The following is a 24042-nucleotide window of genomic DNA, read 5'->3' as shown; positions in this document are numbered from 1 at the left end:
CTGCGCACTCAGGCGGTGCCCGCCCGCCGCACCGCGGTCACCGCCTTGCGGGCCGCCACCAGGACCGGGTCCCAGACCGGCGAGAACGGCGGGGCGTAGCCCAGGTCCAGGGCGGTCATCTGCTCCACCGTCATCCCGGCCGTCAGCGCCACCGCCGCGATGTCCACCCGCTTGGCAGCCCCGTCCCGGCCCACGATCTGCACCCCGAGCAGCCGGCCCGTGCGGTACTCAGCGATCATCTTCACCGTCATGGGCCGCGCCCCCGGGTAGTAGCCCGCCCGGCCCGTCGACTCGATCGTCACCGTGACGTACCGCAGGCCCACCGCGCGGGCGTCCTTCTCGCGCAGACCGGTGCGGGCGATCTCCAGATCGCACACCTTGCTCACCGCCGTGCCGACCACTCCCGGGAACGTCCCGTAGCCGCCGCCGACGTTGGACCCGATGATCTGGCCGTGCTTGTTGGCGTGGGTGCCCAGCGCGATGTGGCGGGTGCGGCCCGCCACCAGGTCCAGGACCTCCACGCAGTCACCGCCCGCCCAGATGTTGTCGTGCCCGACGACCCGCATCGACAGATCGGTCAGCAGCCCGCCGTGCGGGCCCACCGGGAGGCCGACGGCGCGGGCCAGCGTCGTCTCCGGCTCGACGCCGATCCCGAGCACCACCACGTCCGCCGGGTAGGAGGCGTCGCCGGTGGCGACCGCGCGGACCCGGCCGTCCGATCCGGTGCGGATCGCGGTGACCTCGGCCCGGTTGACCGTGGTGATGCCCAGGCCGTCCATCGCGTCGTGCACCAGCCGCCCCATGTCGGGGTCGAGCGTCGCCATCGGCTGCTCGCCGCGGTTGAGCACGGTCACCTCGAAGCCGTGCTTCAGCATGGCCTCCGCCATCTCCACGCCGATGTAGCCCGCCCCGACGACGACGGCCCGCCTGCTGCCCGGCGCCCGGTCCAGGGACTCCAGCAGCGCCTGCCCGTCGTCCAGGGTCTGCACCCCGTGCACCCCGGGCGCGTCCATGCCGGGCAGCGCCGGGCGCACCGGGCGGGCCCCGGTCGCGATCACCAGCTTGTCGAAGCCCGTCCAGTACGCCTCGCCGGTGGTGAGGTCCAGGGCCCGCACCCGCTGCCCGGCGACATCGATCTCCGTGACCTCGGTGCGCATCCTCAGGTCGATGTCGCGGGCGCGGTGCTCCTCGGGCGTACGCGCGATGAGGTCGTCCCGGGCCGTGACGTCGCCGCCGACCCAGTACGGGATGCCGCAGGCGGAGTACGAGGTGAAATGGCCCCGCTCGAAGGCGACGATGCTCAGCTCGTCGGGGCCCTTGAGCCTGCGGGCCTGGGACGCGGCGGACATGCCCGCCGCGTCACCACCGATGACCACCAGTCGCTCCGCCGTCATGCCCGGTCCCTTCGACACCTGGGGTCCGTCCCCAGTCCGAAGGGACCACGCTACGACGCCGGGGGAGCGGGCGAGGGCCCGCCCGGCCCGGAGGTCCGCCGCGCACGGCGTCCGGCCAGCCGGCGGCGCAGCAGCCGCCACAGCAGCAGGAGCACGGCCGGCGTCGCCAGGAACGGGGCCGCGGCGCCCACCGCCATCGCCAGCCACAGCAGCGCCGTCACGAACGCGTCCCAGCCGCCGCTCAGCGCGTCCAGGAAGCCGGGCCCGTCATCGTCGTCCTTCGCCACCGTCTCCGGCTCGGAGAGGTCGAGGGTGATCGTGGCGAGCGTGGTGCGGTCCTTCAGCGACGCCTGCTGGGCCAGCAGCGACTCCAGGGACGCCTGACGGCTGCTCAGCTCGCCCTCCAGCGTGACCACGTCGCTGAGTTTCTCCGCCCGGTCCATCAGCTTCCGTACCCGCGCCACACTCGCCCGCTGGGTGGCGATCCGGCTCTCCACGTCGACCACCTGGTCGGTGACGTCCTTCGCCGACGAGGTGCGCGACAGCAGCTTCCCGGTGCCCGCGAGCCGCTTCAGCACCGCTTCGTACTCGCCCTGCGGAACGCGCAGCACGAGATGCGACACCTCATGCGTCTCGTCGACCCGCTCGGTCTCCTCACTGGCGACCAGACCGCCCGAACCCTCCGCGGCCGAACGGGCCAGCGCGGCCGCCTTCGGCACGTTCCCCACCTCCACCGAGAGCGAGGCGGTACGGATGACATGGGTGCCGGAGGGCAGGGCGTCGCTCTTCTTCCCCTGCGACCCACCCTGCGACTTCTGCTGCGACGGCGAACCGCCCGTCTCCTGCTCCGCCTCCCCGGCCGCCGCGTCGGCGGCGCCCCGCTCCGGAGCACCGATCGCCCTCTTGCTGTCGCCGGAACTCGCGTCGCTCGCACTGTCCGAGCCGCCGCAGCCGCTCAGCGCGAGCAGGCCGGCCACCAGGCCGGCCGCCAGGACCAGGCGCGGACGGCGGACCGATGAACGGCCAGGATGCCGGTGTCTCTGCATGAATGCCCCCCCAAGGCAGGTCGTCGATGGTGCCGGTTCGACGTGCCGGACCGGGGCGCGGGTTGCCGGATCCCGGTTTCGAAGCAGTCACGTTCAGGACTCGGAAAGGGTTTTGAGAGAGTGGGGGCATGCAGCGTTCAATAAACCGCGCGGACCCGGGCACCGGACATGTCGTCGTCATCGGCGGTGGCATCGCCGGTCTCGCCGCCGCCCACCGGCTCCTGGGGACCGGCCTGCGGGTCACCCTGCTGGAGGCCACCGAGCGGCTCGGCGGCAAGCTCATGACCGGTGAGATCGCCGGCACCCAGGTCGACCTCGGTGCGGAGTCGATGCTCGCCCGCCGCCCGGAGGGGGTCGGCCTGGCACGCGAAGTCGGGCTCGGCGACCGCCTCCAGCCACCCGCCACGGCCGCCGCCTCGGTCTGGACGCGCGACGCCCTGCGCCCCATGCCCAAGGGCCATGTGATGGGCGTCCCCGGCGACCCGGCCGCGCTGACCGGACTGCTCACCCCCGAGGGCCTCGCCCGCATCGCGCAGGAGCGCGACCTCACCCCGACCCCCGTCGGTGACGACGTCGCCGTCGGCGCGTACGTCGCCGACCGGCTGGGCCGCGAGGTCGTCGACCGGCTCGTGGAGCCGCTGCTCGGCGGCGTGTACGCGGGCGACGCCTACCGGATCTCGATGCGCGCCGCCGTACCGCAGCTCTTCGAGGCGGCGCGGGAGGGCGGCTCGCTGCTCGACGCCGTCCTGCGCATCCAGGAACGGGCCGCCGCCCGGCAGCAGACCGGACCGGTCTTCCAGGGCATCGAGGGCGGCATCGGCACCCTGCCCCGAGCGGTCGCCGACGCGGTGCGCGCGGGCGGCGGGGAGATCCTCACCGCCACCCCCGTCCTCGGCCTGACCCGTACCGCCGAAGGCTGGGACGTCCGCACGGACACCCGGGTCATCAAGGCCGACGGCATCGTGCTCGCCGCCCCCGCCTGGTCCGCCTCCACGCTGCTCGCCGCCGAGTCCCCGGCGGCCTCCGCCGAGCTCGCCGGTGTCGAGTACGCGTCGATGGCGCTCGTCACGATGGCCTTCCGCCGCTCCGACGTCGCCGCCACGACCGCACTCGACGGCCGCTCCGGCTTCCTCGTCCCCCCGGTCGACGGCCGCACCATCAAGGCGTCCACCTTCTCCTCCCACAAGTGGAACTGGGTCGCCGACGCGGCCCCGGACCTCTTCGTGCTGCGCACCTCCGTCGGCCGCTACGGCGAGGAGGACCACATCCACCGCGAGGACGGCGAGATCGTCGACGTGTCGCTGCGCGACCTCGCCGAGGCGACCGGACTGGCCGCGAAGCCCGTGGACACCGAGGTCACCCGGTGGATCGGCGGGCTGCCCCAGTATCCGGTGGGCCATCTCTCCCGGGTCGCCCGGATCCGCGACGAGGTCGCCAAGCTGCCCGCGCTGCGGGTCTGCGGAGCGGTCTACGACGGCGTCGGCATCCCGGCCTGCATCGCGAGCGCCCACCGCGCCGCGGACGAAATCGCGGCCGACATCACCGGCCGCCCCGGGGAAGAGATCATCGCCACGTCGACCCTGGTTAAGGGCACACGGAGCGAGGCGGGACAATAGCCGTATGAGTGCGCCTGAGACTGTGAAATCAAGCAAGGGCCCCAACGCGGGTAAGAAGGCCAAGGACCTCAACGAGGTCATCCGCTACACGCTGTGGTCCGTCTTCAAACTGCGCGACGTCCTGCCCGCGGACCGGGCCGGCTACGCCGACGAGGTCCAGGAGCTGTTCGACCAGCTCGCGGCCAAGGACATCACCGTCCGCGGCACCTACGACGTCTCCGGCCTGCGTGCCGACGCCGACGTCATGATCTGGTGGCACGCCGAGACGGCGGACGAGCTCCAGGAGGCGTACAACCTCTTCCGGCGCACCAAGCTGGGCCTGGCGCTGGAGCCGGTCTGGTCGAACATGGCGCTGCACCGCCCCGCCGAGTTCAACAAGTCGCACATCCCGGCCTTCCTGGCCGACGAGACGCCGCGCAACTACATCAGCGTCTACCCCTTCGTGCGCTCCTACGACTGGTACCTGCTGCCGGACGAGGACCGCCGTCGCATGCTCGCGGACCACGGCAAGATGGCGCGCGGCTACCCCGACGTCCGGGCCAACACCGTCGCCTCCTTCTCGCTCGGCGACTACGAGTGGGTCCTCGCCTTCGAGGCCGACGAGCTCTACCGCATCGTCGACCTGATGCGTCACCTGCGGGCCTCCGAGGCGCGGATGCACGTCCGCGAAGAGGTCCCGTTCTACACGGGGCGCAGGAAGTCGGTTGCAGACCTGGTGGCCGGGCTCGCGTAGCGAGCGGGCTCCGACCACCCCAACCCGGAAGATCAGAGGACGGGCACCGGCGCGCATCGCGCCGCCCGTCGTTCCAGCGACACCGGGTTCGGCTCCGGGTGCGGCGCGCGTCCAGCGCGCCGCACCGGCGTCCTCATCGACACACACCACCGCACACCGCTCCGTGACGGGCCGGGCCGGGCTACCGGAGCGGACCTCCCGGGCCGCCGCCGAGCGCGGCCCGCAGCGCCGGATCGTCCACGGCGCGCACACCCCGTACCGCGATCGCCGCCAGGACGTCACGGTCCGCCCCGGCAACCGGCACCTCGTTCTCGGCGAGCAGCCGCTGACCGGCGGGCGACGCCCACGAGCTGTACGGATGGATCTCCATCCGGGCTATGGCCAGACAACCGACGGTCAGCGCGAGCGGCAGCCCGAACCGGACGAGCAGCGACACGACCGGCCCGCCGGGGCCGTGATCCTGACCGGGCATCAGCAGCGTGACCACCCCCATCGCGACCACCACCGCGGCCGCGCCGCGCACCGCGCGCACCGCGGCGGCGACATCGGTCCCGGCACCGCCGGGCAGGGCCAGCCCCGCGGCGACCAGCCGGTCGGCCAGGGCGCGTACGGCGTCGGCGGTGGCCGCGGCCGCCCGTACCGGCGGTATCGGGGACTGGCCCTGCGGCCCTATCGCACGGATCACCGTGCGCTCCATCTCGTCCCGGCCCAGCGGGTCGACGACCGTCGCCCAGCCGGTGTGCGCGAGCAGCAGCCGGCGGCGCAGATGCATGGTGACCAGCGCCAGATCGACCACCCGATGCGGGCCGCCGGCCAGGAACGCGGTCTCGTACAGGGTCAGTTCATGACCGGCACCGCTGCCGCGCACGTCATCGGCCGACGCGCTCGACAGCAGCCCGGTGCGGGCCGAGACGAGGCAGAGCCGGACACACGTGATGGCTGCCGCACCCCATGCGACCAGCAGGAACAGAACCCAGAGCATGGCGGATTTCTATGCGAGGCGGCCTCGGAAAGCCATGGCCTGTTCATCATGCGGACGATCCGGCGGCGCCGGGACGGCACTAACCGCCGCAGCTGGACCCGCCGCCGCCACAACTGGAACCGCTGCTGCCACCGCAGCCGGAGCCGCTCGATCCGCCACAGCCGGACCCGCTCGATCCGCAGCTCGACCCGGAACTGCACCCGCCACCGCCGCCCGTGCCGCCCCCGTCGCCGGAGCTCCCGCAACTGCCGTGACCGGGACTCGTACCGGCGCACCACACCACCGGCGCGAGGAGCAGCGCGGAGGCGCCCGTGGACGCCGCCGCCATGTGGGTACGCCGCCCCGCCGTCCGCCCGTGCGGCTGCATCCGGGCCGCCGCGATCAGCTGCTCCTGGAACACGGGGTCGGGGATCGCCCGCAGCCCGTGCGCGGCCACCGCGTGGGCCGGGTCCGGGTTGTACGCCTGGGCGGCGCGGAACGCCTCGGCGGCCCGGCGCCCCGACCTGGTGACGCGTCCCCGGGCGACCCCGGCGCAGATGAAGCCGGTGAAGATACCGACGATCAGGACCGGGAAAACCTTGAAGAAGAAGGGAACGGCGAAGAAGTCCGCGGACAGGGGATCCAGGACGGTCGCCACGATGGTGAGCGGGACGGCCAGGAGGCAGGCCATTCCCTGGACACGGCCCCAGCGGCGCCACGTCCGGCTCGCGGCGGGTGCGGCCAGCAGACCGCGGGCCGCGAGCCCGTCGCCGACCTCCTGCACCGCGGGGTGCCGCATCACCGCCTCGCGCAGGGTGTGCAACGCCCCGCTGGGAGCCGAGGCGTGTTCCTGGAGCACCGCGCGCTCCACCGGGTCATGGGCTTCGGCCCGCTGGACGGCGACGATTCCGGGGCCCCCGACGGCCAGCCGGCCGTCCGCCTGCATCGCGGTGAGCGCGGCGTCCGCGACCCTGCCCGGACCGCCGTTGAGGAAGGCGGCTTCGTAGACGTCGTGGACGGCGCCGCCGGTGCCGCCACGGGCCCGCGAGAGCCCCACGACCAGGAGGACGGAGGAGACCACGACGCCGAGGTCCACCAGCAGTGCGACGGTGGTCATGCCGGTCACCTTCCGATCAGGGCAGCGCGGGCCGCTCGTACGAGCCGGGTGGTGCGGCGCGGTGGTCGCGCGCCGGCCCGGTCCTGCCACCAGTGGGTCAGCCGGCGCCGGGCCGCGTCGTCGGCGGGCCGGCCCGCGATCAGCAGGTCCTCGGCGAAGTCCATCGCGTCGCGCCGGTAACCGGCGGACATGGGGCGGGTCGCGGCGTACGAGAGAAAGGCGTCCCGGTAGCCGGTGCCCAGGATCTCCGGCAGCTCCGGTGCCACCTTGGCGACCACCCCTGCCCGCTTGGCGGCCAGGGCGCGGCTCTGGACCCCGAGGCGGCGCCGGTCGAAGCCCTGCGGCGCGGGGCCACCGGCAACGAGCGCGGAGAGCAGTCCGGTCTGGGCGGCCGCGAGCCGGTCGCGTGTGGCGTCGGGGGGCGTGGACGCTCCGGTCCGCGCGGACGGGCGGACGCGAGGGGCGGGCCGCTTCGTGTCCCCCGCCGCCCGGTTCAAGGTGGCGCGGATCGTGTCCAGTTCGCCCGCCAGCTCCTCGGCCGGCGGGAAGTCGTCGTCCCGTTCCAGCAGGACGCCGGGCGGGTCGACCCGGGAACGGAGCTCGGCCAGGACGCCGAGGACGGGCTCGGTGACCGGGTGGGCGTGGGTGTCGTGCCAGACACCGTCCTTCTCGATGCCGCCCGCCACATGCACGTACGCGATGGCCTCCACCGGCAGCTCGTCGAGCGCGGTGGCCGGGTCCTCGCCCCGGTTGACGTGGTTGGTGTGCAGATTGGCGACGTCGATCAGCAGCCGGACCCCGGTGCGCTCGACCAGCTCCGCCAGGAACTGCCCCTCGGTCAGCTCCTCGTCGGGCCAGGAGATCAGCGCCGCGATGTTCTCCAGGGCCAGCGGCACCGGCAGCGACTCCTGCGCGATGCGCACGTTCTTGCACAGCACGTCCAGTGCGTCCCGGGTCCGCGGGACGGGCAGCAGATGGCCCGCTTCCAGCCCCGGCGAGGAGGTGCGCGGCCCCCCGGCCCGTACGAACGCGATGTGCTCGGTCACCAGGGGAGCGGAGAGCAGTTCGGCGCGGGCGGCGAGATCGGCGAGCCGGCCCGGGTCGGGGCGGTCGGCTCCGCCGAGGCCCAGCGAGACGCCGTGCGGGACGACCGTGACACCGCGCTCCTTGAGCCGTACCAGCGAATCGGGGAGATGGCCGGTGCAGATGTTCTCCGCGACCGCCTCCACCCAGTCGATCCCCGGCAGTGCCTCGACGGCATCCGCGATCTCCGGCCGCCAGCCGATCCCGATACCCAGCCTCATGCCGTCCCCCTCCTCCGCTCCGTGCAGGGCTCATGGCCCCAAAGGGCGGTGGTGAATCCGAACAGGGGGACGTTCAGAGGTCGATTTGAGGTTCCCGCTCCGGCGCTCTGGTGCTCAGCCGCGTCGCAGCGCCGGGTGGTCGGCGACCACGGTGCACGACCCGGGCGCGATCTCGGTGAACCCGGCGTCCTGCACCACCGGAAGCCCGCTCGCCGTGAGCTCCGGCCAGCACCCCGCATCCGCGGTGGCGACCGAGAACGGGAAGCCCGCCTCGCGCCACGCCTTGCGCTCCGTGTCCGACAGCTCCCACCAGGCGAGCTGCGCGCCGTGCCCGGCCTGCGCCATGGCCTTGCCCGCCGACATGTCCAGCTCCGGGTTGAGCCACAGGACCGGGCCCCGGCGATCGGGCGCGGCAGGCGGTTCCGGGTCGTCCAGATCCGTCCCCGAAACCTGGAGCTTCGCCAGCTCCTTGGGCCAGCCGTCCAGAGGCACCGGCGGGAAGACCCGCACCTCGGCGCCCTCGCCCGTGACCGTGATGCCCGGCAGCGCGGACGCCTTGCGCCACTCCGAGCCGCGCGCCCGCCGCACCACCTTGCGGATCCGGGCGTCCTGCCAGTCCCGCATCGCCCGCGCCCACTCGCCCTCGCCCACCGAGCGCTCGTCGGAGAGCATCACGAGCACCGCGCGGGCCGCGGTCCGCAACGCGTCGGTACGGGCCGGGGGAGCGGTCTTCTCGATGTGCACGACCAACGGCAGCACGTACTGCGGCGCCTCGTCGCGGCTCGTCGGCTCGGACCTGAACGGGCTGTCCGCCGCGGGCGAATGGGGAGTGGACGGGGACGCGGGAATGTCATTGCTGCTCACCCGGTCCAGTCTGCCAGCCGCCCGATCCGGGCTTCTTGGCGGAATGGACCGCTCCGGGTGAGGATGCACCGCATGAAGAGCGATCTCTTTTCCAGCGAGAACCTGGCACAGCAGGCGACGGCCCCCGGGATGACCCTGCAGAACGCCAAATCCATCAAGTACGCCGTCAACGGCGAGATGCACGCCCGCCAGGGAGCGATGATCGCCTTCCGCGGCGATCTGCAGTTCGAGCGCAAGGGCCAGGGCATAGGCGGCATGCTGAAGCGCGCCGTCACCGGGGAGGGACTGCCGCTGATGGCGGTCCGCGGCCAGGGCGAGGCATGGTTCGCGCACGAGGCCGCCAACTGCTTCATCGTGGAGATGGAGCACGGCGACGTCCTCACGATCAACGGCCGCAACGTGCTCTGTTTCGACCCCACGATCTCCTACGAGATCAAGACCGTGAAGGGCGCCGGGATGACCGGCGGCGGGCTCTTCAACAGCGTCTTCACCGGCTACGGCAAGCTCGGCCTGATGTGCGAGGGACACCCCATCGTGATTCCCGTCACGCCGCAGCAGCCGGTCTGCGTCGACACGGACGCGGTGGTCGGCTGGAGCGCCAACCTGACCACGTCGCTGCACCGTTCGCAGAGCGTCGGCTCGATGATCCGCGGCGGATCCGGCGAGGCCGTCCAACTGCGGCTGGACGGCGAGGGATTCGTGATCGTGCGGCCCAGTGAGGCCAAGCCCGAGAAGACCGCCAACTGAGGCTGAACGGGGTCGGCCGCCGGTACGGACTCGGCGGCCCCTGGGTGCTGCGTGGGATCGATCTCGACCTGCCCGCGCACGCCCTGGTCCGGATCGAGGGGGCCAACGGCACCGGCAAGTCGACCCTGCTGCGGCTGCTCGCCGGGATCGACGCCCCGACGGAGGGCCGGATCACCGGCCGTGGAGCGCGTACGGCATACGTCCCCGAGCGCTTCCCGGCCGCGCTGCCGTTCACCGCGTCCGGGTACCTCGTCCACCTCGGCCGTGTCCACGGCCTGCGGACCTCCGAAGCGGCCGACCGTGCCCGGTCCTGGCTCGCCCGCTTCGGCGCCGCCGCCCATGCCCGTACACCGCTTCCGGAACTCTCCAAGGGCACCAGCCAGAAGGTCGCCGTCGCCCAGGCGCTCCTCGCCGAGCCCGAGCTGCTGATCCTGGACGAGGCATGGACCGGGCTCGACACGTCGGCCCGCGACGAACTGGACCGGGCCGTGACCGAACGGGTCGCGGCCGGCGCCACCGTCGTCTTCGTCGACCACGACCCGCGCAGGCTCGCCGGGGCGGTCGACGCCGTGTTCCGGATCGAGGGCAACGGCCTGCTCCCCGCCCCCGGGGCACGGGCCGCGGAGACCGGCCCGCCGGTACGGATCGAGGCGGCGGGCCCGCCGGGCGCATCGCTTCCCGCCGGACTGCCGGGCGCCCCGGAGCACACGCCCGCGGCCGACGGGGGCGTACGGCTCACCGTCCCGGCCGCGCACTCCGACGCGCTGCTGCGCGCCCTGCTCACCGCGCACCCGCCCTGGCACATCCGGCAGGTGGCCGCCGCGCCCGTCCGCACCGAGAGCCCCGGCCCGCACGGGGCCGCCACGGACCCACGCGGCCTCCCGACCCACGAGGCACCATGACCGCCCTCCTGCGCTACCAGACCGCCCTGCTGGTCCGCTCCCAGCGCTGGCTCGCCCCGGTGCTGCTGTACGCGGCCTTCGTCTCCGTCGGCGTGCAGTGGGGACAGCCCGTCCTCGACTCGCTCGGCTACGCGGCCGCCGGGCTCCTGCCCGTCACCGCCTGGCTCTTGCAGCTCTGTGCCAACCAGGAACCGCCCGCCGCCCGGACCGTCACCGCCGCGGTGGTGGGATCGCCGAGGGCGCATCTGGCGGCGCTGCTCGCCGCGCTCGGCTGTGCCGGGGTGCTGGGCGTGGCCGCCACCCTGACCGTGCTGCTGATCAGCAAGCCGGCCGGCGCCGACAACTCCGTCCGGGTGCCGCTGCTGCCCGCCGGGGCCGCCGGACTGCTGGCCGTCGCGTGCTGTGTGCTGCTGGGGGCGGTGGTCGGCGCGCTCTGCACCCGGCCGCTGCTGCACCGGCGCGGCTGGTCCGTCGCCGCCACCGTGCTCGGCGCGCTGCTGGCCCTGGTGACCGCCGGTTCGCCCGCGAACACCGCCGTGACGGGCCTGGTCACCGGTTCGCGGACCGGCACGGTGCACTTCCCCGTCCTGCCACTCGTCGCTGCCGCCGTCCTCGCCGCCGCGGCGGCCACGCTCGTCTGCAAGCTGACTTCCCTGCGCGCCTGAGTAAGAGCGTCCGGCAGCAGGCCTCGCGGTGTCGCGGCGGCCTGCTGCCGGACGCTCTAGGCTCGTACGCATGGACGAGCGCAGGGAAGAGGCGTACTGCGGTGCACCCACCGCGAACCCCGCACCCACCGGGACGGAGACCGCCGCAGGGCCTCCGTACGCCGAGTGCGTGCTCTGCCGGAAGCCGACCGAGTACCCGGAGTCGGTCAGGGGCATCACCCTCTGCCCGGTCTGCGAATGGCAGGAGGCCCAGCGCACGGCGTGCTCCGGCTGATGAGCGACCCCCCCCCGGCAGCCTCTCAGCGCTGTGCCGCCCGGATCAGGTCGGAGACCTTCACGAAGCGGTACCCGCGCTCCCGCAGCTCCGGGACCACTCGGCGGACCGCCTCGTCCGTGACCGGTGCCACGCTTCGGGAGCAGTGCATGACGACCAGTGAGCCGGGCCGCACCCCCTCCAGCACCTGTTCGGCCACCGCGTCCGCGTCCGTCGCGAAGGCATCGCCGCTGACGACGTCCCACTGCACCGCCGTCACCTTCTCGGGCGCGAGCGCGCGCAGCGAGGCATCGTCGTAGCAGCCGCCGGGGAAGCGGAAGTACGGCACCGTATTGCGCACACCGGCCTTCCGGAACGAGTCGAAGGCCCGCGCCACATCGGCGCGCATGCCGTTCTCGGTCACGGTCGGCAGTCCGTAGCAGGGGGACTTGAAGGCGTAGTGGCTGTACGAGTGGTTGGCGACCTCGAAGAGGGGGTCGGTGCCGATGGACCTGGCCTGCGTCGGGTACTCGTCGGCCCACCGCCCCGTCATGAACACCGTGGCGGGCACCTCCAAGTCGCGCAGCATATCGATCAGTTCGGGATTGTCGAACTGCTCGCCCGCCGCCGCTCGGGGCCCCTCGGCGGCGGTCATGTCGGCGTCGAAGGTCAGCGCCACCACCTTCTCGCCGCCCTTCGTCCCGCGTTCGAAGACCGGCGTCCGCCCGCCGGGCCCCGGAGCCATGGTGGGCGGCGCCGAGGCGGCGTGCGACGGGGCGTGGGCCGCCGCGGGCGCGCGCCCGGCGGCCGGGGGGCCGTCGGGGCCCCCACAGCCGGCGAGGCCGCCGAGCATCACACCGAGAACGGACAGAGCCGTCAATTTCAGCACAGCATTGTTCGAATGAGCTGAATGAGTCGAGTGGTTCGAACGAGTCATCAGCGGAAAATATCGGCTTATGCGACTAAAAGGTGTATATGGGGCCTTGCCTCGTCGGAGTCGCGCCCGGATTCACCCGGGCCGTCGAGTCGGCCGTGCGGATCGACCGGGCCGGCCCGCCCGACCGGGTCGCCCGGCCGGTCCGCTCCTGTGCGTAGGCGCGGACGGCGACGACGTGTGCGGCGGTCCCGCCCGCCCGGAAGCAGAAGGCGCGGCGCAGCAGGCCGTCGTCGGTCCACTCGCGCAGCGGCTGCGGCGACTCGGCGGCCGGGTCCAGCGTGACGCGGGTGAACGCGAGTACGCCCGGGGCCGGCCCGTCGGTGCTGTACAGGGCGAGGTCCGGATCGGCCCGCACGAGGACTAAGGCGTTGCGGGCGCTCTCGGGCGGCCAGTGGAGCCCCGTCCCGACCCACTGCTTCGACCCGGCGGAGACCGGGACGGTGACGGAGTGGACGAGGCGGCGGGGTACGTAGTTCTGTCCGAGCTCCGGGTCGTGGAGCTCGACGCGAGTTCCGTGTCCCGCTCGGCGTCGACGAGCCGTTCGAGGCCGGTCAGCCCGGGGTCGACGGGAAGCACCAGCCCGGCGTCGGCGCTCAGCGGCAGGCGCTCCAGCAGTGTTTCGGCGCCGAGCTCCGTCAGGCTGGACGAGGCCATGACGGTGGCGCCCAGGGCCAGGTCGTCCGGGTCGCTCGACGCCAGACCGATGACGGAGGCGTCCTCCCGCAGCAGGGTGCGTTGCAGCGCGGGTACGTCGGCGAAGGGGGCGGGCACCCGCTGCCCGCCCCCTCCGGTACCTCGACGGACCACCGTGTCAGCGCGTCAGCGCCACGGCCCCGTCACCGCGAACGTCGTCCCCGGCGTGTAGCAGTTCACGTACATCGTCCCGCCGTCCGGCGCGAACGTGACCCCGGCGAACTCTCCCCACTCGGGCTCCTCCGGCGTCCCGATGTTCTGCCGTCCCCGCGCCATCGGGTACACCTCGCCGCGCCGCGTCAGGCCGAACACGTGCTGCGCGCCGCCGCCGTCCTCGCACACCATCAGCCCGCCGTCGGCGGCGAGGCAGATGTTGTCCGGGGACTCGCCCGGCAGCTGTACGTCGGTGCCGGGGCCGAAGACGATGACGAGCGTGAGGCGGCGCCGCTTCGGCTCGTACCGCCACACCTGGCCGTAGTGGTCGGCGGCGGACCCCTCCGCGCTGTGCGCGAAGCTGGAGACGAAGTAGACCGAGGATCCGCCCCAGTAGCAGCCCTCCAGCTTCTGGGCGTGCGTGATGCCCTTCGGGCCGAAGTCCTGGAACCGGATCGGTGTCTCGGCCGCCAGCGGATCCGGCACGGGAACCCACTCGATGCCCTCGAAGCTCGCGCCGGTCTCCTGGACCATGGAGAGGTCGGCGACGCCCGGCACCCGCATGGCCTCCAGATGGCCGCCGGCCCGCAGCGAGCCCGTACCGCCGAGCGGCTTGTTCGGCAGGAAGCGGTAGAAGAGCCCGAACGGCTTCTCGAACGCGTCCTCCGTCTCGTAGACGATCCCGTTCTTCGGGTCGATCGCGATGGCCTCGTGCTGGAAGCGGCCCATCGCGGTGAGCGGCACGGCTCCGGTTCGGTGCGGATCGGCGCCGTCCACCTCGAAGATGAAGCCGTGGTCCTTGGTGTAGCCGTTGGTACCGGCTCTGTCCTCGGTCTCCTCGCAGGTCAGCCAGGTGTCCCACGGGGTGCGGCCACCCGCGCAGTTCACCGCCGTGCCGGCGATGGCGACCCGTTCGCCGAGGACGTTGTTGCGGCCGTCCAGCTCCAGAGCCGTACAGCCGCCCTTGCCCATCGGGTCGTAGGTGAGACCCTCGACGGTCGGGACCGGGCGTTTCGCGGTGACGCGGTTCTCGTGGTTGCGGACGAGCCGTACGTGGCCGTGCCGGCCCGCGAAGGCGGCCATGCCGTCGTGGTTGCTGGGGACCTGGCCCTCGCCGGAGCGGAGCTGGTCGCCCTCCCGGGACAGCACCCGGTAGCGGAAACCCTTCGGGAGGTCGAGCAGACCGTCGGGGTCGGGCACCAGCGGGCCGTACCCGCTGTGTCCCCGGGCGGCGGCGGTGCCCGCGAAGAGTTCGGAGAACGCTCCGGCGAAGGCGATGGAGGCGACGGCCGCGCCGCTGCCGGCCAGGACCTGACGACGTGTGGCCGTCGGCCGTGACGCTTCTTCGGTCGGCCGTGACGATTCTTCGGTCAGGCGTGACGTTTCTGATGACATGAGGCAACTCCCTGCTGGCGGACAGGAGAAGTGACCCGCATGTGTGTAGCACGCGTATCGCCGCGCGGGAACCATGCGGGTCACTGAGGCCCTGGCCGTGTCCCGGGCCGGGAGTGGCCCCTGCGGTCAGATCAGCGAGGCGGCGAGCGTGATCGTCGTGCCGGTCAGCGCCTGGCTGACCGGGCAGTTCGCCTTGGCGTCCTCGGCGGCCTTGACGAAGTCCGCCTCGTCGATGCCGGGCACCTGGCCCTGGACGGTGAGGTGGATTCCGGTGATCCCGGTGCCGGGCTGGAGGGTGACGTCGGCGGTGGTGGTCAGCTGGGTCGACGGGGTGCCGGCCGAGGCCAGACCGTGGGCCAGCGCCATCGAGAAGCAGCTGGAGTGGGCCGCCGCGATGAGCTCCTCGGGGGAGGTCTTGCCGTTCGCCTTCTCCGCGCGGGACGGCCAGGAGACGTCGAATTCGCCGATGCCGGAGGAGTCGAAGGTGACGACCCCCTTGCCCTCGATCAGGTTGCCGTCCCAGACCGTGTGAGCCTGACGCGTGGTTGCCATGCCGATTCCCTTCGAACGGTGTGCGCGGTTGGTACGGGAGTCCCTCGGCGCCCAAGGGTCCGAGGGGCGGTACGTTCCCGAACCTACTGCGCCACCAGCCCCTTCGCGTCGCGCGCCAGCGCCGTCAGCCGGGAGATCGCCCGGAAGTACTTCTTCCGGTATCCGCCGTTCAGCATCTCTTCACTGAACAGCCGGTCGAAGGGCAGCCCGGAGGCGAGCACCGGGACCTCCCGGTCGTACAGCCGGTCCGCGAGGACGACGAGCCGCAGCGCGGTCGACTGGTCGGGGACCGGCTGGACCTCGGTGAGGCAGACCGCCCGGAGGCCGTCCGTCAGCGCGCCGTAGCGGCTCGGATGGACCCGGGCGAGATGGTCGAGCAGCGAGGGGAAGTCGTCCAGGCTGGCGCCCTCGGTGGCGTACGCCGCCCTGGTGACCTGCTCCTCGGAGTACGGCGCGGGGGCCTCGGGCAGCCCGCGGTGGCGGTAGTCCTCGCCGTCGATCCGCAGCGGGCGGAAGTGGGCGGACAGCCCCTGGATCTCCCGCAGGAAGTCGGCCGCGGCGAACCGGCCCTCGCCGAGCTTGCCGGGCAGCGTGTTGGAGGTGGCGGCGAGCGCGACCCCCGCCTCGACCAGCCTGCTCAGCAGCGAGGACACCAGCACGGTGTCACCCGGGTCGTCCAGCTCGAATTCGTCGATGCACAGGAGCCGGTGCCCGCTCAGCGTCTGCACGGTCTGCTGGAAGCCCAGCGCGCCGACCAGGTTGGTCAGCTCCACGAAGGTGCCGAACGCCTTCAGCGAGGGGGCGGCGGGGGTGGCGTGCCACAGGGAGGCCAGCAGATGGGTCTTGCCGACGCCGTAGCCGCCGTCGAGGTAGACCCCGAGCGGGGCCGAGGGGGCCGCGGGCTTCCTGCTGAACCACTTGCGCTTGCCCGAGCCGCTGGCGTGCGCGCCGCCGAGCCCGGCCGCGAAGCCGCTCAGGACCCCGACCGCCTCCGTCTGGCTCGGCTGCTTGGGGTCCGGCACATAGGTGTCGAAACGCACGGAGTCGAAGCGCGGCGGCGGCACCATCTCGGCGACCAGTCGGTCGGCGGGTACGCGGGGCTCTAGGGCGCACAGGGAAAGGGGAGCCGTTTCGGCTATGGGGCTCTGCCCCGGCAGGGCTGTGGAGGACGACACAACTCTCAACCTTAAGCGCCGTGCCAGACTGCAGAACATGCGACGCCTCTTCCCTGTGACCGACCTGACACCGGCTGACCACGAGGAGGAGTGGAGTCTGGACGCCCTGGCCGACGCCTACGCCTACCCCGAACAGGACGGCCCCTGGCTGCGCGCCAACATGGTTTCGACGCTCGACGGGGCCGCCCAGCACGACGGCCGCTCGCAGCCGATCTCCTGCGCGAGCGACATGCGGATCTTCGGCACCCTGCGCGGTCTGGCCGATGTGGTCCTGGCCGGGGCGGAGACGGTGCGCCTGGAGGGCTACCGCCCCGCCAGGGCCCGCGAGGCGTTCGCCGCCCGCCGGGCCGCGGCCGGACAGGGGCCCGCACCCGCGATCGCCGTGGTGAGCGGCAGCCTGGACCTCGACTTCTCCTTGCCGCTCTTCACCGAGCCGCTCGTCCCGACCCTGGTGCTGACCGGCGCCGGGGCCCCGCCGGGCCGGATCGGGGAGGCGCGCCGGGCGGGCGCCGAGGTGGTGATCGCGGGGGAGGGCTCCCGGGTGGACCCCGCCAGGGCCGTACGGGAGCTGGCGGACCGCGGGCTCAAGCGGCAGCTGACCGAGGGCGGCCCCAGGATGCTGGGCCAGTTCGTGGCAGCCGGAGTGCTGGACGAGCTCTGTCTCACCCTCTCGCCGATGCTGACCGCCGGGGACGCGCAGCGGATCGCGGGCGGCCCCTCGATGGCCGTGCCGGAACGATTCACCCTGGCGTCGATGCTGGAAGAGGCCGGGTTCCTCTTCACTCGGTACCGTCGGAGCTGACAATCAGCGGAATTTGTCGTTCCGGTTAGCTTCCGGTGGGCACAATTACTCTCGCAGACCCCGTGCGAGCACGGGGAAGGATGGTTTCAGCAGTGACCGGCGACGGCCACTGAAGCAGAAGGGCGCCCGTGGTGTTCACCAGCGTTTTGATGATCGAGAAGCCCCTCACCTCCGAGGACGTCGAGTTCGTCACCACCCTGCACGGGGAGGAGCCGACCTCCTTCGTCGTGCTCATGCAGCCCCGCGGTGACCAGGCAGATGTGCTGCTGCGAGCCATCGACGACCTGGCGATGGGAGAGCTGAAGGAAGCCGCCCGGGAGGGTGAGGAGCCGGAGGGAAAGAACGCCAGACAGCCCGCCGAACTCGCGCTCGAAGTCTCCCTGGAGGCACTGCGCCAGGCAGGCTCCGAAGCGGTCGGACAGGTGATCGAGGACCACCCCCTGGACAAGCTGAAGTCCGTGGTCGACGACGCGGAGGCGGACGAGGTCATCGTGCTGACCGCGCCGCACTACGTCGAGGAGTTCTTCCACCGGGACTGGGCGTCCAGGGCCCGTCACAAGGTCGGCGTACCGGTGCTCAAGCTCTTCGCGCACAGCGAATAGGCTGGGCGGGCACCTCGTACCGGCTCGGGTACTCGCATCCCGGCCCGGCCACCCGCATCGACGTCTGGGAGACACACGCATGGCACCCGGTATTCCTGCCGCCATGGAACGGCCGCACTTCATCGGCATCGGCGGCGCCGGAATGTCGGGCATCGCGAAGATCCTCGCCCAGCGCGGCGCCAAGGTCGCGGGCAGCGACGCCAAGGAGTCGGGTACCGCCGAGGCACTGCGGGCGCTGGGGGCGACCGTCCACATCGGGCACGCCGCCGGACATCTGGCGGACGACGCCTCGTGCGTGGTCGTCTCCAGCGCCATCCGCGCCGACAACCCGGAGCTGCTGCGCGCCGCCGAGCTGTCGGTCCCGGTGGTGCACCGCTCCGACGCGCTCGCCTCGCTCATGGGCGGGCTGCGCGCCATCGCGGTGGCCGGCACGCACGGCAAGACGACCACCACGTCGATGCTGGCCGTCGCCCTGACCGAGCTGAACCTCGACCCCTCGTACGCCATCGGCGGCGACCTCGCCGGCCCCGGCACCAACGCCGCGCACGGCGAGGGCGCGATCTTCGTCGCCGAGGCGGACGAGAGCGACCGCAGCTTCCAGAAGTACGACCCCGAGGTCGCGATCGTCCTCAACGTCGAGCTGGACCACCACGCGAACTACGCCTCGATGGACGAGATCTACGAGTCGTTCGAGGCGTTCGCCGGCAAGATCGTCCCGGGTGGCACCCTGGTGATCTCCGCCGACCAGGCGGGCGCCGTCGAGCTGACGGAGCGGGTCCGGGCCCTGTCCTCGCTGAACGTCGTCACCTACGGCGAGTCCGAGAACGCCGACGTACGCGTCCACAAGATCACCCCGCGCGGACTGACCAGCGAGGTCACGGTCGTCCTGAACGGGAAGTACCTCACGTTCACGGTCTCCGTGCCCGGCCGCCACTACGCCCTCAACGCCGTCGCGGCCCTCGCCGCCGGTGTCTCCCTCGGCGTCCCGGCCCACAACCTGGCCTCGGCCCTCGGCAAGTACACCGGGGTCAAGCGCCGCCTCCAGCTCAAGGGCGAGGCGGCGGGCGTGCAGGTCATCGACTCGTACGCGCACCACCCCACCGAGATGACCGCGGACCTCGAAGCGATGCGCGGCGCCGCGTCCGAGGCCCGCCTCCTGGTCGTCTTCCAGCCGCACCTCTTCTCCCGCACCCAGGAGCTCGGCACCGAGATGGGCCAGGCCCTCGCGCTGGCCGACGCCTCCGTGGTGCTGGACATCTACCCGGCCCGCGAGGACCCGATCCCCGGCATCACCAGCGACCTGATCATCGACGCCGCGCGGGCCGCGGGCGCCGACGTCACCGCCGTCCACGACAAGGCCGCGGTCCCCGAGGCCATCGCGGGAATGGCGAAGCCCGGCGACCTCGTTCTCACCATGGGAGCGGGCGACGTCACGGACCTCGGCCCGCAGATCCTGGACCACCTGTCGAGCTGAGGGAGCGACGTGTCGTACGACATCGAGAAGCCGGACGAGCAGTGGCGGGCGGAGCTGACGCCGGCCGAGTACGCGGTCCTGCGCCAGGCCGGCACCGAACCCGCCTTCGTCGGTGAGTACACCGACACCAAGACCACGGGCGTCTACTCCTGCCGCGCCTGCGGCGCCGAACTGTTCCGCTCGGACACCAAGTTCGAGTCGCACTGCGGCTGGCCGTCCTTCTACGACCCGAAGGACAGCGACGCGGTCGAACTGATCCAGGACCGCAGCCACGGCATGGTCCGCACCGAGGTCCGCTGCGCACGCTGCGGATCGCACCTCGGCCATGTCTTCGAGGGCGAGGGCTACCCGACCCCCACGGACCAGCGGTACTGCATCAACTCGATCTCGCTGCGCCTGACCCCGGACGAGGACTGAGGGACGAGAACCGAAGCGGGTGCCCCGGAACACGTTCCGGGGCACCCGCTCCGTCGTACGGGCTCAGTGCACGTCCCTGCGCATCGGCACCAGGACCGCGACGCACGCCGCGACCAGGGCGTACCCGGCGAGCAGCAGTCCGCCGCCGACGGGGGAGAGCAGCGGCACCGGGCCGGTCGCCAGCTCCGCGGCCATCGTGTCCGCCACATAGCTGAAGCCGGTCAGGGACGCCGTGGCGCCGCCGGGCAGCAGCGGGTAGAGCAGCTTGACGCCCGGGATCATCATCAGCAGGTACTCGCCCGCGTACAGATAGCCGATGACGACGGCCAGCGCCGCGACCTGATGACGGATCAGCGCCCCGGCCGCCACGCCCAGCAGGGTGTACACCGCCATCGCCACCGCCGGCCGCACGAGCAGCCCCAGCACCTCGCCGGTGGCCATCCCCGGGGTCACCCCGCGCGCCGCCACACCCCCGAAGAAGGCGGCCGCCGCCGTGCCGGTGAGCACCAGCCCGTACAGCAGACCGGCGACGCCGTACGTGACGAGCTTGGCGGTGAGCACCTGGCGGCGCCGCGGGGCGTGCAGGAAGGTGTACGTGGCGGTGCGGTGCCGGTACTCCGACGTCATCGCCAGGGTGCCGAGCGCGGCCGGCAGGAACACCGTGAAGCTCAGCATGCCGAGTACGGAGCGGACACCGGCCTCGGTGTCCAGGCCGGGCGCCGGCGGGTCGAAGTTCTCCGGCCCGACCAGTGTCATCAGCCCCACCATGCCGCCGCCCAGGACGACGGCCGCGAGGAGCGCCCACAGCCACAGGCGGGTGGCGGCCAGCCGCAGGAACTCCGCCTTGATCAGTGCGTTCATCACCGGTTCCGCCCCTCGTCCGTCAGCGCCGCCGGCCGGTCGGGGCCTGCCGGTTCGCCGTCCCCCGCCAGCCGGAGGAAGAGCTGCTCCAGGCCGCCCCCGGCGGTCAGCCCGTGCACCCGCAGCCGCTCGGCGGCGGCCAGATCGGCGACGGCCCAGTCCGCCATCCCGTACACCCGCAGCGTCCCGTCCGGCAGGAGGTCCACCCGGTCGGCCACCCCGTCCCGCGCGGTGCCGCGCAGCAGTGCGGCGCGCAGCGCCGCCGCGTCCGGGGAGCGGACCAGCACCGTGCCGGGCGAGAGCCGCTCGACCTCCGCCAACGGTCCCGCCGCCACCAGCCGGCCCTTCCGGATCACGACGACGTCCTCGACGATCTGCTGCACCTCGCTGAGCACATGGCTCGACACCAGCACGGTGCGGCCCTCGGCGGCCAGCCCGCGCAGCAGCCCGCGCAGCCAGGCGATGCCCTCCGGGTCGAGCCCGTTGCCCGGCTCGTCCAGCAGCAGTACCCGGGGGTCGCCCAGCAGCGCCGTGGCGAGCGAGAGCCGTTGCCGCATGCCCGTGGAGAAGGTGCGGGTACGGCGGTCGGCCGCCTGGGTGAGCCCCAGCCGGTCCAGCAGTCGGTCGACCCGCTCGGGCGGGTGGCCGCCCATGGTGCGGTAGATGTGCAGATGGTCGCGGGCCGTGTGGCCGGGGTGGACCGCGGAGGCGTCGAGCACGGCGCCCACGGTGGCGGTGGGCCTGGACAGCTCCGCGTACCGCTTGCCGCCGATGGTGGCGGTGCCCGTGGTGGGTGCCACCAGGCCGAGGATCATCCGCATCGTCGTGGTCTTGCCCGCGCCGTTGGGGCCGAGGAAGCCCGTCACGACGCCCGGCCGCACGGTGAAACTCAGGTCGTCGACGGCGCGTACGGCTCCGAACCGCTTGGTCAGCCCGCTGACTTCGATGGACAGGCCCTGCGGCCGCCCGCTCATCGCTCGGACCCGGCGACGGCCCGGCCGGTGTCGGAGATGTTCATCAGTGCCATGGGAATTCATCCTCCAGCGGAGCCTGAGCGTCTGTTCTATTAGATGTATAGCAGATAGGGTTAAGGTGTGTACCTAGTGCTCGACCTCGACAGCGAGGTGCCGATCTATCAGCAGATCCGGGACCGGGTGGTGGAAGCCATCGCGGAAGGCGCATTGGCGCCCGGTGCCGGACTTCCGTCCACCAGGCAGCTGGCCGTCGACCTGGCGATCAACTTCCACACCGTCAACAAGGCCTATGACCTGCTACGACGCGAAGGGATCATCCGCATCAACCGCAAGAGCGGCGCGGTGGTCCGGCCCGACGTCAAGCAGCCGTCGGACGAACTGCGGGCCGGCGTCGACTGGGAGGCGCGCATGCGCACCCTCCTCGCCGAGCTGGATGTGCGCGGGATCGCGAAGGCGGAGGTGATGAGTCATGTCGCGGCGGTTCTGGACCGCTTCCCCGCGAGGGAGGACGGGACGCCCTGACTCTCGGGGCCGCCCCGGGAAACGCACATCCGAAAGGCCGCGCCGGGCTCCGGTGCGGCGCCCCGCCCCGTCGGGATCAGTGAAAGGAACGGACAGATGAACACCTTGCTGGTCGACGCAGCTCTCAACTTCGGCATACTCGCGGTGCTCAGCGCCGTGCTGTACACCGCGCCCAGCCCGCGCCTCAACGCCTCGGCCGTGCCCTTCGGCGTCCGCGTACCGCCGGACCAGGCGCGCTCCGCCGCCGTCGAGGAACAGCGCCACCGCTACCGCGGTGCGATGCTCGTCGCCGCGGCCGTCGTCACCGTGCCCGCCACGGCGCTCGGCGCCGCGCTCGGCACTCCCGCCGCCTCGGTCGCCGGTTCGCTGCTGCTCTGCGCCCTCGCCGCCGCCCTGTGGGTACGCGCCCACCGGGCCATCGCCCGCGCGAAGGCGGAGGGCGGGTGGTACCGGCAGGCCCGGCAGGGCGCCGTCGTGGACACGTCCCTGCGTACCGACCCGGTCCGATTCCCCTGGGGCTGGGCGGTCCCCGCAATCGTCGTGATCGCCGTCAGCGTCGTCGCGGGCGCCGTCGTCTACCCCGGCCTGCCCGACCGCATCGCACTGCCCGAACGCTCGCTCGGCGGCACCGTCTACCGCACGTACCCGACCGGTGTGTGGACCGCCTTCGGGTTCGTCCTCGGCCAGGTCCTGCTCACCCTCACCATGGTCGCCACCGTCGCCGGGCTGCTCCGGGCCCGCGCCGACCTCGATGTGGCGCGCCCCGTGGCCGGCGCCGCACGGTACCGCCGCTATCTCACCGTCACGGCCCGCTCCATGCTGGGCATCACCGCCCTGGTGAACCTGATGCTGCTCGGGCTGTCCGCGCTGATGTGGAGCGACACCCGCTCCACGGGCATGACCCTGGCCGTCGCGGGTGTGCCGCTCGTCGGGGTCCTCGCCGTGACCGCCTGGCTCGTCCTGCGCGTCGGGCCCGCCGGGAGCAGGCTGCCGGAGGAAACGGGCGAGGAGAGCACCGGACTGGTGCCGCGCGACGACGACCGCTTCTGGCGCGGCGCCGGCACGGTCTACGTCAATGCCGATGATCCCGCGATCCTGGTGCCCAAGCGGGTCGGCATCGGCTGGACGGTCAACTTCGGCAACCCGCGGTCCCTGGTCGTCGTGGCGCTGGTCCTCGCCGTCGTGGTGGGAGCGTCCGTCGTCCAGGCCGTCGGGTGACTCCGGGGCGGCCGGTGGTTCCGGACGGGCCGGTGACTTCGGGCTGCTCCGGGGCGGCCGGTGGCTTCGGGCGGCCGGGGCGGGTGCCGGGGCCGGCGGTCAGTCCTCGGTCTCGTCCCCGGCGCCTTCCGGCCGCAGCAGCGGATGGGCGACACCCGGGAACACCCGGGCCTGCACGACCGGCTCGGCGGAGCCGCCCCGGATCACCGTCTCGGCGACGCCCCAGGGCCGTCCGGGCAGCACCACGGTCAGGACGTACGAGGACGCGCAGCCCATGCAGTCGTAGCGGTCGGCCCAGGTCTCCACGTCCGTGACACTGCCGGGGTAGCGCGCCACGTGGCGATGGAGCGCGTGGCAGCGCTCGCACCGCTCGCCGGGCTCGCACGTGCCGCCGCAGGGGCACGGCACGTCGAGAGTGTCGGCGGGGCGCCAGCGCTGGGTGAGGACGGCCTCACGCGTGGCGCCCATGTCCTTCATGGCCTTCAGATTGCGGGCGGCGACGTTGTACGACTCGCCGGTCGCGGCCATCCGGTCCCGGATGACGTCCTTGCGTCCGCGGTTCGTCGTCATCTGTTCCTCCTGGGGGTGTCACGCAGCCCGCCGGGAGCGCACGAGAGATCGATATGTCACACGGTACCGGTCACCCATGACGGGCCACGACCTCC

Annotated in this window: 27 protein-coding genes; 12 read left to right on the top strand and 15 right to left on the bottom strand. The window is 72.7% G+C overall.

The window, feature by feature from the left end:
* Positions 1-8: 8 nt before the first annotated feature.
* Complete coding sequence (locus ACFYY7_RS06465; protein ID WP_388657813.1) at positions 9-1394, bottom strand: FAD-dependent oxidoreductase; 1386 nt, start codon at positions 1392-1394, stop codon at positions 9-11.
* A 50-nt stretch (positions 1395-1444) separates the two neighbouring features.
* The gene (locus ACFYY7_RS06460) at positions 1445-2440 is read right to left on the bottom strand and encodes a DUF4349 domain-containing protein (protein WP_388657810.1); all 996 of its coding nucleotides are present in this window, start codon (positions 2438-2440) and stop codon (positions 1445-1447) included.
* A gap of 128 nt (positions 2441-2568) precedes the next feature.
* Between ACFYY7_RS06460 and hemG the strand changes: the two genes are divergently transcribed.
* Together hemG and hemQ are read left to right on the top strand one after the other, a co-directional pair.
* Complete coding sequence (gene hemG / locus ACFYY7_RS06455; RefSeq protein WP_388657807.1) at positions 2569-4056, top strand: protoporphyrinogen oxidase; 1488 nt, start codon at positions 2569-2571, stop codon at positions 4054-4056.
* A gap of 4 nt (positions 4057-4060) precedes the next feature.
* Positions 4061-4789 carry a hydrogen peroxide-dependent heme synthase gene (gene hemQ, locus ACFYY7_RS06450; protein ID WP_388657804.1) on the top strand — a complete coding sequence of 243 codons (729 nt, stop codon included), beginning with the start codon at positions 4061-4063 and terminating at the stop codon, positions 4787-4789.
* A gap of 181 nt (positions 4790-4970) precedes the next feature.
* Here hemQ and ACFYY7_RS06445 read toward each other — a convergent pair whose 3' ends face one another.
* The 4 genes from ACFYY7_RS06445 to ACFYY7_RS06430 all read right to left on the bottom strand — a co-directional run bounded on the left by ACFYY7_RS06445 (position 4971) and on the right by ACFYY7_RS06430 (position 9035).
* Complete coding sequence (locus ACFYY7_RS06445) at positions 4971-5771, bottom strand: TIGR04222 domain-containing membrane protein (RefSeq protein ID WP_388657801.1); 801 nt, start codon at positions 5769-5771, stop codon at positions 4971-4973.
* A gap of 79 nt (positions 5772-5850) precedes the next feature.
* Positions 5851-6867: a TIGR04222 domain-containing membrane protein gene (locus ACFYY7_RS06440; RefSeq protein ID WP_388657798.1), complete on the bottom strand. Its 1017-nt coding sequence runs from the start codon at positions 6865-6867 to the stop codon at positions 5851-5853.
* Between the two features lie 5 nt (positions 6868-6872).
* On the bottom strand, positions 6873-8171 hold the full coding sequence (locus ACFYY7_RS06435; RefSeq protein ID WP_388657796.1) for a DUF692 domain-containing protein: 1299 nt from the start codon (positions 8169-8171) through the stop codon (positions 6873-6875).
* A gap of 114 nt (positions 8172-8285) precedes the next feature.
* Positions 8286-9035, bottom strand: coding sequence for a peptidyl-tRNA hydrolase (locus tag ACFYY7_RS06430; protein WP_388657793.1), 750 nt, complete (start codon positions 9033-9035; stop codon positions 8286-8288).
* A 72-nt stretch (positions 9036-9107) separates the two neighbouring features.
* Between ACFYY7_RS06430 and ACFYY7_RS06425 the strand changes: the two genes are divergently transcribed.
* The 4 genes from ACFYY7_RS06425 (at position 9108) to ACFYY7_RS06410 (ending at position 11623) form a co-directional block, all read left to right on the top strand.
* The gene (locus ACFYY7_RS06425; RefSeq protein WP_351256646.1) at positions 9108-9782 is read left to right on the top strand and encodes an AIM24 family protein; all 675 of its coding nucleotides are present in this window, start codon (positions 9108-9110) and stop codon (positions 9780-9782) included.
* Between the two features lie 44 nt (positions 9783-9826).
* On the top strand, positions 9827-10684 hold the full coding sequence (locus ACFYY7_RS06420) for an ATP-binding cassette domain-containing protein (RefSeq protein WP_388657790.1): 858 nt from the start codon (positions 9827-9829) through the stop codon (positions 10682-10684).
* Positions 10681-11349 carry an ABC transporter gene (locus tag ACFYY7_RS06415; protein ID WP_388657788.1) on the top strand — a complete coding sequence of 223 codons (669 nt, stop codon included), beginning with the start codon at positions 10681-10683 and terminating at the stop codon, positions 11347-11349. The genes ACFYY7_RS06420 and ACFYY7_RS06415 overlap by 4 nt, the downstream gene beginning before the upstream one ends.
* 70 nt (positions 11350-11419) lie before the next feature.
* Positions 11420-11623, top strand: a complete 204-nt coding sequence (locus ACFYY7_RS06410) for a hypothetical protein (RefSeq protein ID WP_388657785.1) — start codon at positions 11420-11422, stop codon at positions 11621-11623.
* Positions 11624-11648: 25 nt separating this feature from the next.
* Here ACFYY7_RS06410 and ACFYY7_RS06405 read toward each other — a convergent pair whose 3' ends face one another.
* From ACFYY7_RS06405 to zapE, 6 genes are all read right to left on the bottom strand, one after another.
* A complete protein-coding gene (locus tag ACFYY7_RS06405) occupies positions 11649-12482 on the bottom strand; it encodes a polysaccharide deacetylase family protein (protein WP_388657782.1) in 834 nt (277 codons plus the stop codon).
* Between the two features lie 82 nt (positions 12483-12564).
* The gene (locus ACFYY7_RS06400) at positions 12565-12894 is read right to left on the bottom strand and encodes a hypothetical protein (RefSeq protein ID WP_388657779.1); all 330 of its coding nucleotides are present in this window, start codon (positions 12892-12894) and stop codon (positions 12565-12567) included.
* Between the two features lie 5 nt (positions 12895-12899).
* Positions 12900-13310 carry a hypothetical protein gene (locus ACFYY7_RS06395; RefSeq protein ID WP_388657776.1) on the bottom strand — a complete coding sequence of 137 codons (411 nt, stop codon included), beginning with the start codon at positions 13308-13310 and terminating at the stop codon, positions 12900-12902.
* A gap of 48 nt (positions 13311-13358) precedes the next feature.
* On the bottom strand, positions 13359-14780 hold the full coding sequence (locus tag ACFYY7_RS06390) for an alkaline phosphatase PhoX (RefSeq protein ID WP_388657773.1): 1422 nt from the start codon (positions 14778-14780) through the stop codon (positions 13359-13361).
* A gap of 126 nt (positions 14781-14906) precedes the next feature.
* Positions 14907-15332, bottom strand: a complete 426-nt coding sequence (locus tag ACFYY7_RS06385) for an OsmC family protein (RefSeq protein ID WP_388657770.1) — start codon at positions 15330-15332, stop codon at positions 14907-14909.
* An 83-nt stretch (positions 15333-15415) separates the two neighbouring features.
* A complete protein-coding gene (zapE, locus tag ACFYY7_RS06380; protein ID WP_376630156.1) occupies positions 15416-16507 on the bottom strand; it encodes a cell division protein ZapE in 1092 nt (363 codons plus the stop codon).
* A gap of 37 nt (positions 16508-16544) precedes the next feature.
* On the opposite strand from zapE, the gene ACFYY7_RS06375 reads away from it, so the two are divergent.
* The 4 genes from ACFYY7_RS06375 (at position 16545) to msrB (ending at position 19802) form a co-directional block, all read left to right on the top strand.
* A complete protein-coding gene (locus ACFYY7_RS06375; RefSeq protein WP_388657767.1) occupies positions 16545-17309 on the top strand; it encodes a pyrimidine reductase family protein in 765 nt (254 codons plus the stop codon).
* A gap of 149 nt (positions 17310-17458) precedes the next feature.
* Positions 17459-17911, top strand: coding sequence for an indole-3-glycerol phosphate synthase (locus tag ACFYY7_RS06370; RefSeq protein WP_351256620.1), 453 nt, complete (start codon positions 17459-17461; stop codon positions 17909-17911).
* A gap of 79 nt (positions 17912-17990) precedes the next feature.
* Positions 17991-19385, top strand: a complete 1395-nt coding sequence (murC, locus tag ACFYY7_RS06365) for a UDP-N-acetylmuramate--L-alanine ligase (protein ID WP_388657763.1) — start codon at positions 17991-17993, stop codon at positions 19383-19385.
* Positions 19386-19394: 9 nt separating this feature from the next.
* Positions 19395-19802, top strand: a complete 408-nt coding sequence (msrB, locus tag ACFYY7_RS06360) for a peptide-methionine (R)-S-oxide reductase MsrB (protein WP_388657759.1) — start codon at positions 19395-19397, stop codon at positions 19800-19802.
* Between the two features lie 63 nt (positions 19803-19865).
* Here the strand turns inward: msrB and ACFYY7_RS06355 are convergent, their stop codons facing one another.
* Both ACFYY7_RS06355 and ACFYY7_RS06350 read right to left on the bottom strand, forming a co-directional pair.
* Entirely contained in the window at positions 19866-20663 is a 798-nt protein-coding gene (locus ACFYY7_RS06355) for an ABC transporter permease (protein ID WP_388657757.1), read from the bottom strand.
* Positions 20663-21637 (bottom strand): ABC transporter ATP-binding protein, encoded by a 975-nt coding sequence (locus ACFYY7_RS06350; RefSeq protein WP_388657755.1) that lies wholly within the window; start codon positions 21635-21637, stop codon positions 20663-20665. The genes ACFYY7_RS06355 and ACFYY7_RS06350 overlap by 1 nt, the downstream gene beginning before the upstream one ends.
* Positions 21638-21766: 129 nt before the next feature.
* On the opposite strand from ACFYY7_RS06350, the gene ACFYY7_RS06345 reads away from it, so the two are divergent.
* Together ACFYY7_RS06345 and ACFYY7_RS06340 are read left to right on the top strand one after the other, a co-directional pair.
* Positions 21767-22159 carry a GntR family transcriptional regulator gene (locus ACFYY7_RS06345; protein ID WP_351256606.1) on the top strand — a complete coding sequence of 131 codons (393 nt, stop codon included), beginning with the start codon at positions 21767-21769 and terminating at the stop codon, positions 22157-22159.
* A gap of 96 nt (positions 22160-22255) precedes the next feature.
* Entirely contained in the window at positions 22256-23377 is a 1122-nt protein-coding gene (locus ACFYY7_RS06340) for a DUF1648 domain-containing protein (protein ID WP_388657753.1), read from the top strand.
* Positions 23378-23476: 99 nt separating this feature from the next.
* On the opposite strand, the gene ACFYY7_RS06335 is transcribed toward ACFYY7_RS06340, so the two are convergent.
* Entirely contained in the window at positions 23477-23947 is a 471-nt protein-coding gene (locus tag ACFYY7_RS06335) for a hypothetical protein (protein WP_388657750.1), read from the bottom strand.
* Between the last annotated feature and the right edge of the window lie 95 nt (positions 23948-24042).

Source organism: Streptomyces sp. NPDC001933, from assembly GCF_042890955.1.
Taxonomy (GTDB): Bacteria; Actinomycetota; Actinomycetes; order Streptomycetales; family Streptomycetaceae; genus Streptomyces.
The sequence above is the reverse complement of the archived record's forward strand: the minus strand, read 5'-3'. Positions and strand labels throughout refer to the sequence as shown.

Coding starts and splice junctions, on each gene's coding strand:
- ACFYY7_RS06335 (WP_388657750.1), bottom strand. CDS start 23,947: ATGACGACGAACCGCGGACGCAAGGACGTCATCCGGGACCGGATGGCC.
- ACFYY7_RS06460 (WP_388657810.1), bottom strand. CDS start 2,440: ATGCAGAGACACCGGCATCCTGGCCGTTCATCGGTCCGCCGTCCGCGC.
- ACFYY7_RS06355 (WP_388657757.1), bottom strand. CDS start 20,663: ATGAACGCACTGATCAAGGCGGAGTTCCTGCGGCTGGCCGCCACCCGC.
- ACFYY7_RS06350 (WP_388657755.1), bottom strand. CDS start 21,637: ATGAGCGGGCGGCCGCAGGGCCTGTCCATCGAAGTCAGCGGGCTGACC.
- ACFYY7_RS06435 (WP_388657796.1), bottom strand. CDS start 8,171: ATGAGGCTGGGTATCGGGATCGGCTGGCGGCCGGAGATCGCGGATGCC.
- ACFYY7_RS06425 (WP_351256646.1), top strand. CDS start 9,108: ATGAAGAGCGATCTCTTTTCCAGCGAGAACCTGGCACAGCAGGCGACG.
- ACFYY7_RS06410 (WP_388657785.1), top strand. CDS start 11,420: ATGGACGAGCGCAGGGAAGAGGCGTACTGCGGTGCACCCACCGCGAAC.
- ACFYY7_RS06375 (WP_388657767.1), top strand. CDS start 16,545: ATGCGACGCCTCTTCCCTGTGACCGACCTGACACCGGCTGACCACGAG.
- ACFYY7_RS06385 (WP_388657770.1), bottom strand. CDS start 15,332: ATGGCAACCACGCGTCAGGCTCACACGGTCTGGGACGGCAACCTGATC.
- hemQ (WP_388657804.1), top strand. CDS start 4,061: ATGAGTGCGCCTGAGACTGTGAAATCAAGCAAGGGCCCCAACGCGGGT.
- ACFYY7_RS06370 (WP_351256620.1), top strand. CDS start 17,459: ATGATCGAGAAGCCCCTCACCTCCGAGGACGTCGAGTTCGTCACCACC.
- ACFYY7_RS06445 (WP_388657801.1), bottom strand. CDS start 5,771: ATGCTCTGGGTTCTGTTCCTGCTGGTCGCATGGGGTGCGGCAGCCATC.
- murC (WP_388657763.1), top strand. CDS start 17,991: ATGGCACCCGGTATTCCTGCCGCCATGGAACGGCCGCACTTCATCGGC.
- ACFYY7_RS06390 (WP_388657773.1), bottom strand. CDS start 14,780: ATGTCATCAGAAACGTCACGCCTGACCGAAGAATCGTCACGGCCGACC.
- ACFYY7_RS06440 (WP_388657798.1), bottom strand. CDS start 6,867: ATGACCACCGTCGCACTGCTGGTGGACCTCGGCGTCGTGGTCTCCTCC.
- hemG (WP_388657807.1), top strand. CDS start 2,569: ATGCAGCGTTCAATAAACCGCGCGGACCCGGGCACCGGACATGTCGTC.
- ACFYY7_RS06340 (WP_388657753.1), top strand. CDS start 22,256: ATGAACACCTTGCTGGTCGACGCAGCTCTCAACTTCGGCATACTCGCG.
- ACFYY7_RS06465 (WP_388657813.1), bottom strand. CDS start 1,394: ATGACGGCGGAGCGACTGGTGGTCATCGGTGGTGACGCGGCGGGCATG.
- ACFYY7_RS06415 (WP_388657788.1), top strand. CDS start 10,681: ATGACCGCCCTCCTGCGCTACCAGACCGCCCTGCTGGTCCGCTCCCAG.